The 15,745-nt window shown below is 58.3% G+C and carries 16 protein-coding genes; 10 read left to right on the top strand and 6 right to left on the bottom strand.

The features are described 5' to 3' along the window. Nucleotides 1–205 precede the first annotated feature (205 nt). Nucleotides 206–1,789, top strand: a complete 1,584-nt coding sequence (locus tag V1599_RS15720) for an MFS transporter (RefSeq protein ID WP_395300388.1) — start codon at nucleotides 206–208, stop codon at nucleotides 1,787–1,789. A gap of 4 nt (nucleotides 1,790–1,793) precedes the next feature. After that, entirely contained in the window at nucleotides 1,794–2,933 is a 1,140-nt protein-coding gene (locus tag V1599_RS15715) for a glycoside hydrolase family 105 protein (RefSeq protein WP_395300387.1), read from the top strand. 35 nt (nucleotides 2,934–2,968) lie between these two features. On the opposite strand, the gene argS is transcribed toward V1599_RS15715, so the two are convergent. Continuing rightward, nucleotides 2,969–4,702 (bottom strand): arginine--tRNA ligase, encoded by a 1,734-nt coding sequence (gene argS, locus V1599_RS15710; RefSeq protein ID WP_395300386.1) that lies wholly within the window; start codon nucleotides 4,700–4,702, stop codon nucleotides 2,969–2,971. Between the two features lie 239 nt (nucleotides 4,703–4,941). On the opposite strand from argS, the gene V1599_RS15705 reads away from it, so the two are divergent. Together V1599_RS15705 and cutC are read left to right on the top strand one after the other, a co-directional pair. Further along, nucleotides 4,942–5,511 carry a VOC family protein gene (locus tag V1599_RS15705; protein WP_112012414.1) on the top strand — a complete coding sequence of 190 codons (570 nt, stop codon included), beginning with the start codon at nucleotides 4,942–4,944 and terminating at the stop codon, nucleotides 5,509–5,511. A gap of 69 nt (nucleotides 5,512–5,580) precedes the next feature. After that, a complete protein-coding gene (cutC, locus tag V1599_RS15700) occupies nucleotides 5,581–6,324 on the top strand; it encodes a copper homeostasis protein CutC (RefSeq protein ID WP_112012415.1) in 744 nt (247 codons plus the stop codon). A gap of 192 nt (nucleotides 6,325–6,516) precedes the next feature. On the opposite strand, the gene cmoB is transcribed toward cutC, so the two are convergent. Genes cmoB through V1599_RS15675 form a run of 5 tightly spaced genes read right to left on the bottom strand, consistent with a single transcriptional unit; the run spans nucleotide 6,517 to nucleotide 10,097 of the window. Next, nucleotides 6,517–7,488 (bottom strand): tRNA 5-methoxyuridine(34)/uridine 5-oxyacetic acid(34) synthase CmoB, encoded by a 972-nt coding sequence (cmoB, locus tag V1599_RS15695; RefSeq protein ID WP_112012417.1) that lies wholly within the window; start codon nucleotides 7,486–7,488, stop codon nucleotides 6,517–6,519. Then, nucleotides 7,485–8,228 (bottom strand): carboxy-S-adenosyl-L-methionine synthase CmoA, encoded by a 744-nt coding sequence (gene cmoA, locus V1599_RS15690; RefSeq protein WP_395300385.1) that lies wholly within the window; start codon nucleotides 8,226–8,228, stop codon nucleotides 7,485–7,487. The genes cmoB and cmoA overlap by 4 nt, the downstream gene beginning before the upstream one ends. Nucleotides 8,229–8,268: 40 nt before the next feature. After that, the gene (locus V1599_RS15685) at nucleotides 8,269–8,664 is read right to left on the bottom strand and encodes an MAPEG family protein (RefSeq protein WP_112012419.1); all 396 of its coding nucleotides are present in this window, start codon (nucleotides 8,662–8,664) and stop codon (nucleotides 8,269–8,271) included. A 51-nt stretch (nucleotides 8,665–8,715) separates the two neighbouring features. Further along, on the bottom strand, nucleotides 8,716–9,534 hold the full coding sequence (locus V1599_RS15680; protein WP_395300384.1) for a DUF72 domain-containing protein: 819 nt from the start codon (nucleotides 9,532–9,534) through the stop codon (nucleotides 8,716–8,718). Further along, a complete protein-coding gene (locus V1599_RS15675; RefSeq protein ID WP_112012421.1) occupies nucleotides 9,531–10,097 on the bottom strand; it encodes a hydrolase in 567 nt (188 codons plus the stop codon). The genes V1599_RS15680 and V1599_RS15675 overlap by 4 nt, the downstream gene beginning before the upstream one ends. A gap of 263 nt (nucleotides 10,098–10,360) precedes the next feature. Between V1599_RS15675 and aspS the strand changes: the two genes are divergently transcribed. The 6 genes from aspS (at nucleotide 10,361) to ruvB (ending at nucleotide 15,738) form a co-directional block, all read left to right on the top strand. Then, nucleotides 10,361–12,133, top strand: a complete 1,773-nt coding sequence (gene aspS / locus V1599_RS15670; RefSeq protein ID WP_297120359.1) for an aspartate--tRNA ligase — start codon at nucleotides 10,361–10,363, stop codon at nucleotides 12,131–12,133. A gap of 1 nt (nucleotide 12,134) precedes the next feature. Next, complete coding sequence (gene nudB, locus V1599_RS15665) at nucleotides 12,135–12,578, top strand: dihydroneopterin triphosphate diphosphatase (protein ID WP_112012423.1); 444 nt, start codon at nucleotides 12,135–12,137, stop codon at nucleotides 12,576–12,578. Nucleotides 12,579–12,605: 27 nt separating this feature from the next. Beyond that, on the top strand, nucleotides 12,606–13,346 hold the full coding sequence (locus V1599_RS15660) for a YebC/PmpR family DNA-binding transcriptional regulator (protein ID WP_395300383.1): 741 nt from the start codon (nucleotides 12,606–12,608) through the stop codon (nucleotides 13,344–13,346). Nucleotides 13,347–13,380: 34 nt separating this feature from the next. Continuing rightward, nucleotides 13,381–13,902, top strand: a complete 522-nt coding sequence (ruvC, locus tag V1599_RS15655; RefSeq protein ID WP_014884319.1) for a crossover junction endodeoxyribonuclease RuvC — start codon at nucleotides 13,381–13,383, stop codon at nucleotides 13,900–13,902. 205 nt (nucleotides 13,903–14,107) lie between these two features. Then, nucleotides 14,108–14,719 carry a Holliday junction branch migration protein RuvA gene (gene ruvA / locus V1599_RS15650; RefSeq protein WP_395300382.1) on the top strand — a complete coding sequence of 204 codons (612 nt, stop codon included), beginning with the start codon at nucleotides 14,108–14,110 and terminating at the stop codon, nucleotides 14,717–14,719. 8 nt (nucleotides 14,720–14,727) lie between these two features. Beyond that, the gene (gene ruvB, locus V1599_RS15645) at nucleotides 14,728–15,738 is read left to right on the top strand and encodes a Holliday junction branch migration DNA helicase RuvB (RefSeq protein ID WP_112012426.1); all 1,011 of its coding nucleotides are present in this window, start codon (nucleotides 14,728–14,730) and stop codon (nucleotides 15,736–15,738) included. The last annotated feature ends 7 nt before the right edge of the window (nucleotides 15,739–15,745 follow it).

The following is a 15,745-nucleotide window of genomic DNA, read 5'->3' as shown; positions in this document are numbered from 1 at the left end:
CAACGCCTTTTGATGCAATAGAAACGCTGTTTTATAAATCAGTGACACGCGTAACGACGCTCTTTGCATTTTTGCCATCCGCCGCGCCGCGGTGGCAGAAACGAAAAGGTATCAACAAAGCGATACTTTTACTGTAGCCGTGTAAAAACTCCTGGATGAGGCTTGCTTACAGGGAGTCTCCCAAAACTTCGTAGGGTTGACGGCAATGAAAACACGTAAAATTGGACTCGCAAACTATCTTGCATACGGGTCAGGGGATTTCCTCGGGGCGGGAACGACCGCTCTGACGGCCGCCTGGCTATTGTACTTCTATACCACCTTCTGTGGACTTACGCCGATTGAGGCGACCTTCATTTTCGCCGCGGCCAGGGTTTTAGACGCCGTGGTCAGCCCGCTGATGGGCTTCCTGACGGATAACTTCGGCACGACGTGGCTCGGCAAGCGCTTCGGCCGCCGTAAGTTCTTCATCCTGCTGGGGATCCCCTGCGTGTTCAGCTACTCGCTGATGTGGGTCGGGGACATGAGCTTCTGGTATTACCTGCTGACCTACCTGGTCTTCGACATCGTCTACACCATGATTCTGGTGCCGTACGAAACGCTGGTGCCGGAAATGACCGATGACTTTAAGCAGAAAACCAAGTTTTCCGGCGCGCGCATCTCGATGGCGCAAATGTCCGCGATCCTGGCCTCCTTCCTGCCGGGCATTTTGCTGACGCAGTTTGGCAAAGACAACGCGATCTCCTTCTTCTATGCCAGCCTGGTCTTCTCCGTGCTGTGCGCGCTGATGCTGACCTTCGTCTGGTGCTTTACCTGGGAGCGCCCGCGCGAAGAGTGGTCCGAAGCGGCGCTGCGCGCGGAAGAAGAGAAGAAAAAACTCACGCTTGGCCAAAGCCTCAACCGCCTGTTCGTGGAGTTAGGCTCCACCCTGCGCATCAAAATCTTTCGCCAGCACCTCGGCATGTACCTCGGCGGCTACATCGCGCAGGACGTCTTTAACGCGGTGTTTACCTATTACGTGGTGTTCGTGCTGATGCAGGAGGCGTCGATGGCGTCCAACCTGCTGGGGACGATGGCCATCTTCCAGTTCATCGCCGTGATCGCCATGATCCCGCTTTGCATCCGCTTCGGGCCCGCGCCGTCTTACCGCATGGTGGTGGTGCTCTTTGGCCTGGCGTCGCTCTCTTACGCCGTCTTGTACTACGCCGGGCTGAGCGACGTTTACGCGCTGCTGCTGCTGCTTTCCGCGGTGGCCGGTCTGGGACGCGGCGGCATCAACTACGTGCCGTGGAACACCTATACCTATATCGCGGACGTGGATGAGGTGATCACCGGCCAGCGTCGGGAAGGCATTTTTGCCGGGATCATGACCCTGACCCGCAAGGCGTCTCAGGCCGGGGCGGTGATGCTGGTGGGGATCGTTATGCAGATGTCCGGCTTCGTCAGCGGCCAGAAGGTTCAGCCCGCCGAGGTGAGCCACACCATTCTGATGATCCTCAGCGTGGGGACGATTCTGGTGCTGTTCTGCGGCTTCATGGTCTCGCTGCGCTTTAAGCTCAACCTGCAAACGCACAGCATGCTGCGCGAAGAGACGGTGAAAATGCGCGAGTCCGGCCGCGCCGTGCCGGAAGCCGCGACGCCGCAGGCCCGTGCGACGGTGGAAATGCTTGCCGGCATGCCGTTTGCCTCGCTGTGGGGCAATAACAACATCGGTTATCTCAACCGCAATAAGCCGGCCGCGCCGCCGCTGACCGAGAGCGCGGTACTCAATTCGACATTCAACAGAGGTTAAGAAGATGAAAGTTTGGCCTGTCAAACATAGCCCACTCCTGTGCCAGCCCGAGCGCTTTATCGCCCGCGACGAGCTGAAGGCGCTGATCGAAAAGGTGACGCACAGCCTGGTCAATATTCACGACAAAACGGGGGAGTTTTTGCTTCGGCTGGACGACGGGCGCGTGATAGACACCAAGGGCTGGGCGGGATGGGAATGGACGCACGGCGTGGCGCTTTACGGCATCTGGCAGTATTACTGTCAGACCGGGGACGAGGGGATGCGCGACGTGATTGACAGCTGGTTCGCCGCCCGGTTTGCGGAGGGCGCGACCACTAAAAACGTCAATACCATGTCGCCCTTTTTAACCCTGGCCTATCGCTACGAAGAGACGCGTAACCCGGCGTGGCTGCCGTGGCTGGAGAGCTGGGCAGAATGGGCGATGAACGAAATGCCGCGCACCGAGCACGGCGGCATGCAGCACATTACGCTGGCGGAAGAGAATCATCAGCAGATGTGGGACGACACGCTGATGATGACCGTGCTGCCGCTGGCGAAAATCGGCAAGCTGCTGAACAGGCCCGAATACGTTGAGGAAGCGGTGTACCAGTTCCTGCTGCACGTGCAAAACCTGATGGATCGGGAAACCGGGCTGTGGTTCCACGGCTGGAGCTACGACGGCAATCATAACTTCGCCAACGCCCGCTGGGCGCGCGGCAACAGCTGGCTGACCATCGTCATCCCCGATTTCCTTGAGCTGGTGGATCTGCCGGAAAACAACGCCGTGCGCCGCTATCTGGTACAGGTGCTCAATGCGCAAATCGCCGCGCTGGCGACGTGCCAGGACGACAGCGGCCTCTGGCATACGCTGCTCGACGACCCGGACTCCTATCTTGAGGCGTCGGCAACGGCAGGCTTTGCCTACGGGATATTGAAAGCGGTGCGCAAGCGCTACGTTGGGGCGGAGTATGCCGACGTGGCCGAGAGGGCGATTCGCGGGATCGTGAACAATATCTCGCCGGAGGGGGAGCTGCTGCAGACGTCGTTCGGTACGGGAATGGGGAGCGATCTTGAGTTTTATCGCCAGATACCGCTGACGTCGATGCCGTACGGCCAGGCGATGGCGATCCTTTGCCTGACGGAATATTTGCGGAAATATTTTTGATAATAAAAAACCCGGCGCTTGCCGGGTTTTTTGTATTACATGCGTTCTACGGTTTCGATACCCAGGGTATCCAGACCCAGCTTCAGCGTTTTAGCCGTCAGCTGCGCCAGCTTCAGGCGGCTGTTGCGCACCGCTTCGCTCTCGGCGGACAGAATAGGGCAGTGCTCGTAGAAGCCGGAGAACAGGCCGGCCAGATCGTAGAGGTAGGCACACATGACGTGCGGCGTACCGTCACGGGCGACGACGGTCAGCGTCTCTTCGAACTGCAGCAGGCGCGCCGCCAGCTGCGCTTCGCGATCCTCGGTGAGGGTCACGGTTGCGTTTGCCAGCACGCTTTCGTCGATATTTGCCTTGCGGAACACGGAGAGCACGCGGGTGTAGGCATACTGCATATACGGCGCGGTGTTGCCTTCAAACGCCAGCATGTTATCCCAGTCGAAGATGTAGTCGGTGGTGCGGTTCTTGGAGAGATCCGCGTATTTCACCGCGCCGATACCCACGGCGTTCGCCAGTTTTTCCAGCTCGTCGGAAGGCATGTCCGGGTTCTTTTCGGCCACCAGGCGGCGGGCGCGCTCCAGCGCTTCGTCCAGCAGGTCGGAAAGCTTAACGGTGCCGCCCGCGCGGGTTTTAAACGGCTTGCCGTCTTTACCCAGCATCATGCCGAACATGTGGTGCTCCAGCGGCACGGAATCCGGCACGTAGCCCGCTTTGCGCACGATGGTCCACGCCTGCATCAGGTGCTGGTGCTGACGGGAATCGATGTAGTACAGCACGCGGTCGGCGTGCAGGGTTTCGTAGCGGTATTTCGCGCAGGCGATATCGGTGGTGGTGTAGAGGTAGCCGCCGTCCTTTTTCTGGATGATTACGCCCATCGGTTCGCCTTCCTTGTTTTTGTACTCATCAAGGAACACGACCGTTGCGCCTTCGCTTTCAACCGCCAGATTTTTCGCTTTCAGATCCGCTACGATGCCCGGCAGCATCGGGTTGTACAGGCTTTCGCCCATGACGTCGTCGCGGGTCAGGGTAACGTTGAGGCGGTTATAGGTCAGCTGGTTCTGGGACATGGTGATGTCGACCAGCTTGCGCCACATTTCAAGGAAGTATTGATCGCCGCCCTGCAGCTTCACGACGTAGCTGCGCGCGCGCTCGGCGAAGGCTTCGTCTTCGTCATAATGCTTTTTCGCTTCGCGGTAGAAGCCTTCCAGGTCCGCCAGGGCCATCTCGCCCGCGTTTTCCTGCTGCTGTTTTTCCAGGTAAGCGATCAGCATGCCGAACTGGGTGCCCCAGTCGCCGACGTGGTTCGCGCGGATCACCTTGTGGCCGAGGAACTCCAGGGTGCGTACTGCCGCATCGCCGATAATGGTGGAGCGCAGGTGGCCAACGTGCATCTCTTTCGCCACGTTTGGCGCAGAGTAGTCGATCACCACGGTCTGCGGCTCCGGCTGGGAAACGCCCAGACGATCGGACTTCAGCGCCGCGTCAACGTGGCTTGCCAGGAACGCAGGCTCCAGGAAGATGTTGATAAAGCCCGGCCCGGCGATTTCGGTTTTGCTGGCAATGCCGGTGAGATCCAGATGCGTCAGTACCTGCTCAGCGAGCTGTCGCGGCGGCATGCCCAGTTTTTTAGCCACTGCCATCACGCCGTTAGCCTGATAGTCGCCAAACTGTACTTTTGCTGACTGACGAACCTGCGGTTCGCAATCCGCAGGCGCGCCTGCGGCAATCAGTGCCTGACTGACTTTTTCTGAGAGAAGAGCCTGAATATTCACCTGGATACCTTACGTTTTTGATGCGGGGAAAAAACAACCCGCGCCAGTTTAAGAATTTAGGGCGGGAGTATACTGCAAATGGCCTCTGCCGTCAGCACCGCGCGCCGCCGAGTTCGCTCAGAAAATAAGCGGAGAAAGCGTGCATAATCATGCAGTCCTCAAATCTGCCAATCTGCGGTTGGTTGAAGCCCGGCAACGGAGTAAATTAGCGGCTTTGCGACACGATAAGAGGCTGACGTATGGCGAACTGGCAATCCATTGACGAACTGCATGATATTTCCGCAGATTTACCGCGCTTCACTCAGGCGTTCACAGAACTTGCCACCCGTCTGGGGCTGGATATTGCGCCGCTTGAGGCCGATCACATTTCCCTGCGCTGCCACCAGAACGCTACCGCCGAGCGCTGGCGTCGCGGTTTCGAGCAGTGCGGCGTGTTGCTTTCTGAAAATATTATCAACGGTCGGCCTATCTGCCTGTTTAAGCTGCACGAGCCGGTATGCGTGGCGCACTGGCGGTTTACGGTAATTGAGCTGCCGTGGCCGGGAGAGAAACGCTACCCGCACGAGGGCTGGGAGCATATTGAGATTGTGCTGCCGGGCGAGCCTGAAACCCTGAACGCGCGCGCGCTGGCGCTGCTTTCTGATGAAGGCTTAAGCAAGCCGGGGATTTTCGTGAAAACCAGCTCGCCAAAAGGCGAGCGCGAGCGCTTGCCTAACCCGACGCTGGCGGTGACGGATGGGCAGGTCACGGTGAAGTTTCATCCGTGGACGATCGAACAGATCGTGGCCAGCGAAGCATCAGAGTTGTGACGCTACGCGAAGACCCCTTGCGGCGAGCGTGTCACGATAGCGTGTTGAATCGATTTTAGGGAGGAAAAGATGGCGCTACTGGAGATTTGCTGTTACAGCGTGGCGTGTGCCGTCACGGCGCAAAAGCACGGGGCCGACCGCATTGAGCTGTGTGCAGCACCGAAAGAGGGCGGGCTGACGCCGTCGTACGGCGTGCTGAAATCTGCCCGCCGGGAAGTTACGATCCCGGTACACCCCATCATCCGCCCCCGCGGCGGTGATTTTTGTTACACGGCGGATGAATTTGCTGCCATGCTTGAAGATATCGCCGTCGTGCGTGATTTAGGGTTCCCTGGGCTGGTCACCGGCCTGCTCGATGAAGACGGCAATATCGATCTGCCCCGTATGCGTCAGGTGATGGATGCGGCAACGGGGATGGCGGTCACTTTTCATCGCGCATTTGATATGTGTAAAACTCCTCTGCAAGCGTTTGAAACGCTTGCAGAACTGGGCGTGGCGCGCGTTCTGACTTCGGGGCAGCAGTCGTCCGCTGATAAAGGTTTAAAATTAATTACGGAACTAAAATCACACTCTCGTGTTCCAATACTTATGGCTGGCGCAGGTGTACGCGCCGGAAATCTGAAACTGTTTTTAGACGCAGGGGTAGAGGAGCTTCACAGCTCTGCGGGCAAGTGGATGCCTTCGCCCATGCGTTATCGCAATACAGGGTTGTCTATGTCGACGGATGCCGAAGCGGATGAGTACTCGCGCTTCGGCGTGGAGGGAGAGTCGGTTGCGGTAATGAAATCGATAATTGAGCGTTATCACGTGTAGCAGCGTACCGATTTTTACCGCGCATCATGTCGCCCAATATGATGCTTGCTTGTACCAGGCCCCTGCAATTTCAACAGGGGCCTTTTTTTATCCCCCTCACCCTAACCCTCTCCCCATTGGGGAGAGGGGACTGCACGGTGCGGTCTTTATCTCCCTCGCCCCTATGGGGAGAGGGCAGGGGTGAGGGGAAAACTACGGCTTGGTTGCAATCAACACTGCACGCATCGGGGCCGGGTAGCCTTCAATGGTTTTGCCGTGGTCGTCCGGATCGAGGAACTGCTCCAGCGATTCGGTGATCATCCAGTCCGTGCGGCGCTGTTCCTCGATGGAAGTCACGCAGACGTCGGCAATGCGCACGTCCACAAACCCGCACTTCTCCAGCCAGTTCTTCAGCGCCAGCGCGGAAGGAATAAAGTATACGTTGCGCATCTGTGCGTAGCGATCGCCCGGCACCAGCACCGCATTTTCATCGCCTTCAATGACCAGCGTTTCCAGCACCAGCTCGCCGCCGCTGACCAGCTGATCTTTCAGCTGCCACAGGTGCTCAAGCGGGGAGCGGCGATGGTAGAGCACGCCCATGGAAAATACGGTATCAAAGGCCTTTAGGGCAGGGAGCTGCTCAATGCCCAGCGGCAGAAGATGAGCGCGCTGGTCGTTGCCGAGCAGCTTACGCACCGCTTCAAACTGGCAGAGAAACAGCTGCATCGGGTCGATACCGACCGCCAGGTGCGCGCCCGCGCCAATCATGCGCCACATGTGATAGCCGCTGCCGCAGCCAACGTCGAGAATGGTGCGCCCGCTCAGGTCCGAGAGATGCGGAAGCACGCGATCCCACTTCCAGTCCGAACGCCACTCGGTATTGATATCAATACCGTAGAGTGAGAACGGGCCCTTGCGCCACGGCATCAGGTTACGCATCAGCGTTTCGATGCGGTTTCGCTGCCCGTCAGAGAGCGGCGCTTCGCTTTCCGCCGTCACGCTGTGCAGCAGGTCAAGACGGTGGGGCGTCAGCTCGGGCAAAAACTCCACCGCGTTTGACCACTGCTTCAGCAGGCCATGCTGCTGATCGCGCTGCCAGGTGGCGATTTGCGCAGGCAGGGTTTCCAGCCAGTGGGAGAGGTGGTTTTTGGCGATAAGCTGATAAAAGTTGCCAAAGTCGATCATGCCGCGTCCTCGCCCTTCAGCGCCACCAGCGAGCCAAAGTTAAAGCACTGGAACCACAGTTCGCTGTGCTGGAAGCCGGCCTTGCGCAGGCGCGCCTTGTGCGTTTCAACGGAGTCCGTCAGCATCACGTTTTCCAGCATGCTGCGCTTCTGGCTGATCTCTAGTTCGCTGTAGCCGTTAGCGCGCTTGAAGTCGTGATGCATGTTGAACAGCAGTTCGCCGACGTCCGCATCTTCAAAGCTGAACTTCTCAGACAGCACCAGCGCGCCGCCGGGGTTCAGGCCCTTATAAATTTTGTCCAGCAGCAGCTGGCGCTCTTCAGGCACCAAAAACTGCAGGGTAAAATTCAACACCACCATTGAGGCGTTTTTAATCTCGATATCGCGGATATCGCCTTCCACAACCTCAACCGGCGTCGGCGCCTTGTAGGCGTCGATATGGCGGCGGCAGCGTTCAATCATCGCCGGAGAGTTATCGACCGCAATAATCTTACAGCCGTCCTGGCGAACGTTACGACGTACCGACAGCGTTGCCGCGCCGAGCGAACAGCCCAGATCATAAACCTGCGTGCCTGGCTGAACGAAGCGCTCAGCCAGCATGCCGATCATGGAAATGATGTTGGAATAGCCTGGGACAGAGCGCTGGATCATATCCGGGAAGACTTCGGCTACCCGTTCATCAAAGGTCCAGTCGCCCAGGCTGGCGATAGGCGCGGAAAAAAGCGTGTCGCGATCTGACATAACGTAAAAATCCGGGAAAAATAAAGTGGCGTATTGTGCGCTAATGGAAGGAGAAAACCAACTCCCACGGCATATACCAAAGGTTAGCCAGCACCATCAGCAAAAGCGAGCACCAGGTTGCGCTCATGCCGGAACGACGCCAGCGGAATAAGCGGTGGTGAAAACCGTAGTAATGCATCAGCCTGCCGGCAATCAGCAGCAGGCCACAGACGTGCACCATCCACGTTTCCGCGCCGTTCATCTCCATAAACAGCAGCAGGATCAGCGCAACGGGAATGTACTCGACGGCGTTGCCGTGAACGCGAATAGCGCTTTGCAGCTCTGAAAAGCCTCCGTCACCGTAGGAAACGCGGTACAGCATCCGCAGGCGCACGACGTCAAAAGAAAACTTAATCAGCAGTAATGCACCTAACACGGCATACAGCGCGCTGACCATACTTACTCCCTGTTTTTGGCAGATGGCACGTCACTATGATAGGTGTCTTACTCAGAAAAGAGAAGATTGTTGTGGAATGGACGGGGCGCTTCCTACCGATGGAACCGCGTCCTGCAAGGGCTGCCAGAGAGCATCGACCAGTTCAGGCGCTTGCGCGATATCCGGGGTGTGCAAAAAGAGATACGGCGTGGTGGCGTGTTCCCATTTCGGCAACGTTTGTAGCCAGACGGCGAACAGCTCTTTGTTTTGCTCCATGTTGTCGCTGCCGATAAACCTCACCATCGGGTTTTGCGCCGTCACGACCGCGTGAACCGGTACTTTCGGCTTTTTGCGCTGCGCGTCGATGATGGCTTCGCTGTGCGGCACGGCGCTGTGCACCGGGCGGCTGTCCAGAATCACGCGGTTCACGCCGCGTTCGTGCAGCCCGCGGTTGAGCGCTTTTTCCGTCTCTCCCTTGGCAAAAAACTCGGGATGCCTGACCTCAACGCCATAGGTAAATTCGCGGGGGAGCGCGTCGAGAAACGTCCACAGCGCGGGCATATCGCGCGGGCCAAACGCGGCGGGAAGCTGGAGCCAGTACTGGCCGATGCGGTTAGCCAGCGGCGACATTCGCGTAAAAAATTCTTCCGTCAAATCACCGCAGTTTCGCAGCGCGGCGTTGTGTGAAATGGTGGCCGGAAACTTAAAGCAGAAGCGAAACGCGTCGGTGGTTTGCTCGCGCCAGCGCTCGACGATCTCCGCCCGCGGCAGGGCGTACAGGGTGGTATTGCCTTCGACGCAGTTAAAGTGTCGGGCATACTCCTCGAGTCCGGTGATGCCCAGGTGCACCCATTTCGGGTGCGACCACTGGGGCAGGCCCACGTAGATCATAGCGCGCGTAATATCTCGTCGGTGCTGCGCACGCGGCCGATGCGCGGGAAGATGTTCGTCATGCTGCCCTGGTGCTGGTCCGCAGAGGCGGCGCTGCACGCATCTTCCGCAATGACCAGGCTGAAGCCCAGCTCCCAGGCGTTTCGCGCGGTGGATTCCACACCGATGTTGGTCGAAATTCCGCACAGGATGATGGTGTCGATGCCGCGACGGCGAAGCTGTAGCTCGAGATCGGTGCCGTAGAAGGCGCCCCACTGGCGTTTGGTCACCTCGATATCCGTATCGCGTTTACCCAACGAGACCGGATACGTCCACCAGTTGTCCGGCAGCGCATGCGCCGGGGCCTGCGCGTCGACGGGCTGTTTCAGCGCTTCGGCAAAATCAGCGGACCAGCCGACGCGCACCATGACCACAGGCGCGCCCGCGGCGCGGCATTTTTCCGCCAGGCGTGCGGCGCGGCTGACCACATCGTCAGCGCCGTGCGGGCCGCCGGCAAACGGCAGGATCCCTTCCTGTAGATCAATTACAACGAGTGCGGTTTTGGTGGCGTCGAGCGTAAACATAGTAACTCCAGTAAAATTAATCGCTTTGCCTACACCTTACGACGTGATGCGCTGTTATCGTTCGGATAATTTTGTTAATTTTTGTGAGAATGCGCAATAAGAGCGCAGCAAACGAGCGTCAGAGCGCGCTTCGCACTTATCGTCCGGCGGAATTTCCAGTATAATAGCCGCCTTTTTTCATCCAGTTGTGACATACAGAAAGCTGCGACATAGTAGCCTGAAATCAGGCAACGTTTAGCCTGCGGCTAATTAAGGGATATCTCATGCGTACAGAATATTGCGGGCAGCTGCGTCAGTCCCACGTCGGGCAGCAGGTTACCCTGTGTGGTTGGGTCAATCGTCGTCGCGATCTCGGTAGCCTTATCTTCATCGATATGCGCGACCGCGAGGGTATCGTACAGGTGTTCTTCGATCCGGATCGCGCGGACGCGCTGAAGCTGGCCTCCGAGCTGCGTAATGAGTTCTGCATTCAGGTCACCGGCACCGTGCGTGCGCGTGACGAGAAAAACGTCAATGCCGACATGGCGACCGGCGCAATTGAAGTGCTGGCGTCCGATCTGACGATCATCAACCGTGCCGAAGCGCTCCCGCTGGACTCCAACCACGTCAACACGGAAGAAGCGCGTCTGAAATATCGCTACCTGGATCTGCGTCGCCCGGAGATGGCACAGCGCCTGAAAACCCGTGCGAAAATCACCAGCCTGGTGCGCCGCTTTATGGATGACCACGGTTTCCTTGATATCGAAACCCCGATGCTGACCAAAGCCACGCCGGAAGGCGCGCGCGATTACCTGGTCCCGTCCCGCGTTCATAAAGGCAAATTCTACGCGCTGCCGCAGTCACCGCAGCTGTTCAAACAGCTGCTGATGATGTCCGGTTTTGACCGCTACTATCAGATCGTTAAATGCTTCCGCGACGAAGACCTTCGCGCTGACCGTCAGCCAGAATTTACCCAGATCGACGTGGAAACCTCCTTCATGACCGCCGAACAGGTGCGTGAAGTGATGGAAGCGCTGGTGCGTGGCCTGTGGAACGACGTAAAAGGCGTAGAGCTGGGCGATTTCCCCGTCATGACCTTCGCCGAAGCCGAGCGCCGCTACGGCTCCGACAAGCCGGACCTGCGTAACCCAATGGAGCTGGTGGACGTGGCGGACCTGGTGAAAGACGTCGAGTTCGCGGTCTTTGCCGGTCCGGCTAACGATGCGAAAGGTCGCGTGGCGGCCCTGCGCGTGCCGGGCGGGGCGGCTCTGAGCCGTAAGCAGATTGACGGCTACGGCGATTTTATTAAGATCTACGGCGCGAAAGGCCTGGCCTATATTAAAGTGACCGAGCGTGCGAAAGGCCTGGAAGGCATCACCAGCCCGGTGGCGAAATTCCTGAATGCGGACATCGTGGAAGCGATCCTTGAGCGCACCGGCGCACAGGACGGCGACATGATCTTCTTCGGCGCGGACAACAGGAAAGTGGTTGCGGATGCAATGGGCGCACTGCGTCTGAAGGTCGGCAAAGACCTGAACATCACCGATGAAAGCAAATGGGCGCCGCTGTGGGTTATCGACTTCCCAATGTTTGAAGACGACGGTGAAGGCGGCCTGACCGCGATGCACCACCCGTTCACCTCGCCAAAAGACATGACGGCGGCTGAGCTGAAAGCGGCACCGGAAGACGCGGTGGCGAACGCCTATGACATGGTCATTAACGGCTACGAAGTGGGCGGCGGTTCCGTGCGTATTCACAGCGGTGAAATGCAGCAGACCGTGTTCGGCATTCTGGGCATTAACGAGCAGGAACAGCGCGAGAAGTTCGGCTTCCTGCTGGACGCGCTGAAATACGGTACGCCGCCGCACGCGGGCCTGGCGTTCGGTCTTGACCGTCTGACCATGCTGCTGACCGGCACCGACAACATTCGCGATGTTATCGCCTTCCCGAAAACCACCGCCGCGGCGTGTCTGATGACCGAAGCGCCGAGCTTTGCTAACCCTGCCTCTCTGGCGGAGCTGGGCATTGAAGTGGTGAAGAAGGAAGAGAAAAACTGATATGGCATATAAGCGTCCCGTTTCTGTCTTAGTTGTAATTTACGCCCAGGACACGAAGCGGGTGCTGATGTTGCAGCGGCGAGACGACCCTGATTTCTGGCAGTCGGTTACCGGCAGTCTGGAAGACGGGGAGAGCGCGCCGCAGGCCGCCGCGCGTGAAGTAAAGGAAGAGGTCACCATCGACGTTGCTCGTGAGCAACTGACCCTGAAGGACTGTCAGCGCACGGTGGAGTTTGAAATTTTTAGCCATTTACGTCATCGCTATGCGCCGGGCATAGAGCGCAATACGGAATCGTGGTTCTGTCTCGCGCTTCCCCACGAGCGGGAGATTGTGTTCACTGAGCACCTGACCTACCGCTGGGTGAATGCGGCGGATGCCGCCGCGCTCACCAAGTCGTGGAGTAACCGGCAGGCGATTGAAGAATTTGTAATTAACGCTGCCTGAGAGGGCGCGATTTTTGGAGAACTTTTTATGGCAGGTCATAGTAAGTGGGCCAACACCAAACACCGCAAAGCGGCACAGGATGCTAAGCGCGGTAAAATCTTTACCAAAATCATTCGTGAGCTGGTAACAGCAGCACGCCTGGGCGGCGGCGATCCGGCCTCTAACCCACGCCTGCGCGCGGCGGTTGATAAAGCGCTGTCCAACAACATGACGCGTGACACCCTGAACCGTGCCATCGCGCGCGGCGTGGGCGGTGATGAAGACGCGAACATGGAAACCATCATTTATGAAGGTTACGGCCCTGGCGGTACTGCCGTCATGGTTGAGTGTCTGTCCGACAACCGTAACCGTACCGTTGCCGAAGTGCGCCACGCGTTCACCAAAACCGGCGGTAACCTGGGCACCGACGGCTCCGTAGCCTACCTGTTCAGCAAAAAAGGCGTGATCTCCTTCGAGAAGGGCGATGAAGATGCGATCATGGAAGCCGCGCTGGAAGCGGGCGCAGAAGACGTAGTGACCTACGACGACGGCGCTATCGACGTCTACACCGCATGGGAAGAGATGGGCGTCGTGCGCGATGCGCTGGAAGCCGCGGGCCTGAAGGCGGACAACGCTGAAGTCTCCATGATCCCGTCCACCAAAGCGGACATGGATGCGGAAACTGCGCCGAAACTGCTGCGTCTGATCGACATGCTCGAAGACTGCGACGACGTGCAGGAAGTGTATCACAACGGTGAAATCTCTGATGAGGTTGCAGCGACTCTCTGATGAGAGCGTATAAGCCGTTTACGGGAGACGCGTGATGTCGATTATCCTCGGGATTGACCCCGGCTCGCGCGTCACCGGCTATGGCGTTATCCGTCAGGTGGGACGCCAGCTAACCTACCTCGGCAGCGGCTGTATTCGCACTAAAGTGGACGATCTGCCGTCGCGCCTGAAGCTCATTTATGCGGGCGTGTCGGAGATCATCACCCAGTTCCAGCCGGACTTTTTTGCCATCGAGCAGGTCTTTATGGCGAAAAATGCCGATTCAGCACTAAAGCTCGGCCAGGCGCGCGGCGTCGCGATTGTTGCCGCGGTGAACCAGGATTTGCCGGTGTTTGAATACGCCGCGCGACAGGTCAAGCAGACGGTGGTGGGGATTGGTAGCGCGGAGAAAAGCCAGGTGCAGCACATGGTGCGCACGTTGCTAAAGCTTCCCGCCAACCCTCAGGCGGATGCCGCCGATGCGCTGGCGATTGCGATTACCCACTGTCACGTCAGCCAGAACGCGATGCAAATGAGCGAGTCGCGGCTCAATCTGGCGCGAGGCAGGTTGCGATAATGACAAATCAGGCTGGATGTTTATCCAGCCTTTTTTTATTATACCCGTCATACTTCAAGTTGTATGTGCGTTGGCTGCACTCGTTCACCCCAGTCACTTACTCATGTAAGCTCCTGGGGATTCACTCCCTTGCCGCCTTCCTACAACTCGAATTATTTAGGGTATATGTCGTCAGTAAATTTTTTCCAGAACGCAGGAGCGTCACGTGATAGGCAGACTCAGAGGCATCATCCTTGAAAAACAACCCCCGCTAGTGCTGCTGGAAGTGGGCGGCGTAGGCTACGAAGTCCATATGCCGATGACCTGCTTCTACGAGCTGCCGGATGCGGGCAAAGAGGCGATTGTCTTTACCCAGTTCGTTGTGCGTGAAGACGCGCAGCTGCTCTACGGCTTTAACAACAAGCAGGAGCGGATGCTGTTCCGTGAGCTGATTAAGACCAACGGCGTTGGGCCAAAGCTGGCGCTAGCGATCCTGTCCGGAATGTCTGCTCAACAGTTTGTGAACGCCGTTGAGCGCGAAGATCCCGCGGCCCTGATTAAGCTGCCGGGCATCGGTAAGAAAACCGCAGAACGCCTGATAGTTGAAATGAAGGACCGCTTTAAGGGCCTGCACGGCGATCTCTTTACGCCTGCTGCCGACCTGGTGCTGACCTCGCCGGGCGCGCCAACCTCCGACGACGCCGAGCAGGAAGCGGTTGCCGCGCTGGTGGCGCTGGGCTATAAACCTCAGGAAGCCAGCCGAATGGTAAGCAAAATTGCCACGCCGGATGTCAGCAGTGAAACCCTGATTCGTGAAGCGCTACGCGCCGCATTGTGAGGTAAAGGATGATTGAAGCAGACCGCCTGGTCTCGGCCGCCACCAGCATGCCGGAAGATGTGGTGGATCGCGCGATCCGCCCTAAACTGCTGGATGAATACATTGGTCAGCCTCAGGTTCGCTCCCAGATGGAAATCTTCATCCAGGCGGCCAAGCTGCGCGGCGACGCGCTCGATCACCTGTTGATTTTTGGTCCGCCGGGGTTAGGTAAAACCACGCTGGCGAATATCGTCGCCAACGAAATGGGCGTTAACCTGCGCACCACCTCCGGCCCGGTGCTGGAGAAAGCGGGCGATCTGGCGGCGATGCTGACTAACCTTGAGCCGCATGACGTGCTGTTCATCGATGAAATCCACCGACTGTCTCCTGTCGTTGAAGAGGTGCTTTATCCGGCGATGGAAGACTATCAGCTGGATATCATGATTGGCGAAGGACCGGCCGCGCGCTCGATCAAAATCGACCTGCCGCCCTTCACGCTGATCGGGGCCACGACGCGCGCCGGGTCACTGACCTCACCGCTGCGCGACCGTTTCGGCATCGTGCAGCGCCTCGAGTTCTACCAGGTTCCAGACCTTCAGCATATCGTCGGGCGCAGCGCGCGCTATATGGGGCTGGAGATGAGCGAAGAGGGCGCGTTTGAGGTGGCTAAACGCTCCCGCGGCACGCCGCGTATCGCTAACCGCCTGCTGCGCCGCGTGCGCGACTTCGCCGAAGTGAAGCACGACGGCACCATTTCCGCCGAGATTGCCGCACAGGCGCTGGACATGCTTAACGTGGATGCGGAAGGGTTCGACTATATGGACCGCAAGCTGCTGCTGGCGGTGCTGGATAAATTCTTTGGCGGTCCGGTGGGGCTGGACAACCTCGCGGCGGCGATTGGTGAAGAGCGTGAGACCATTGAAGACGTGCTGGAGCCGTATCTGATCCAGCAGGGGTTCCTGCAGCGAACCCCGCGCGGGCGGATGGCAACGGTCAGGGCATGGAATCATTTCGGGATTACGCCGCCTGCAATGCCGTAGTGCTTTG

The sequence above is a fragment of the Enterobacter sp. ECC-175 genome, assembly GCF_043968675.1.
In the GTDB taxonomy this organism is placed as follows: Bacteria; Pseudomonadota; Gammaproteobacteria; order Enterobacterales; family Enterobacteriaceae; genus Enterobacter.
Note: the sequence above shows the minus strand (reverse complement) of the source record. Positions and strands in the feature narration are given on the sequence as shown.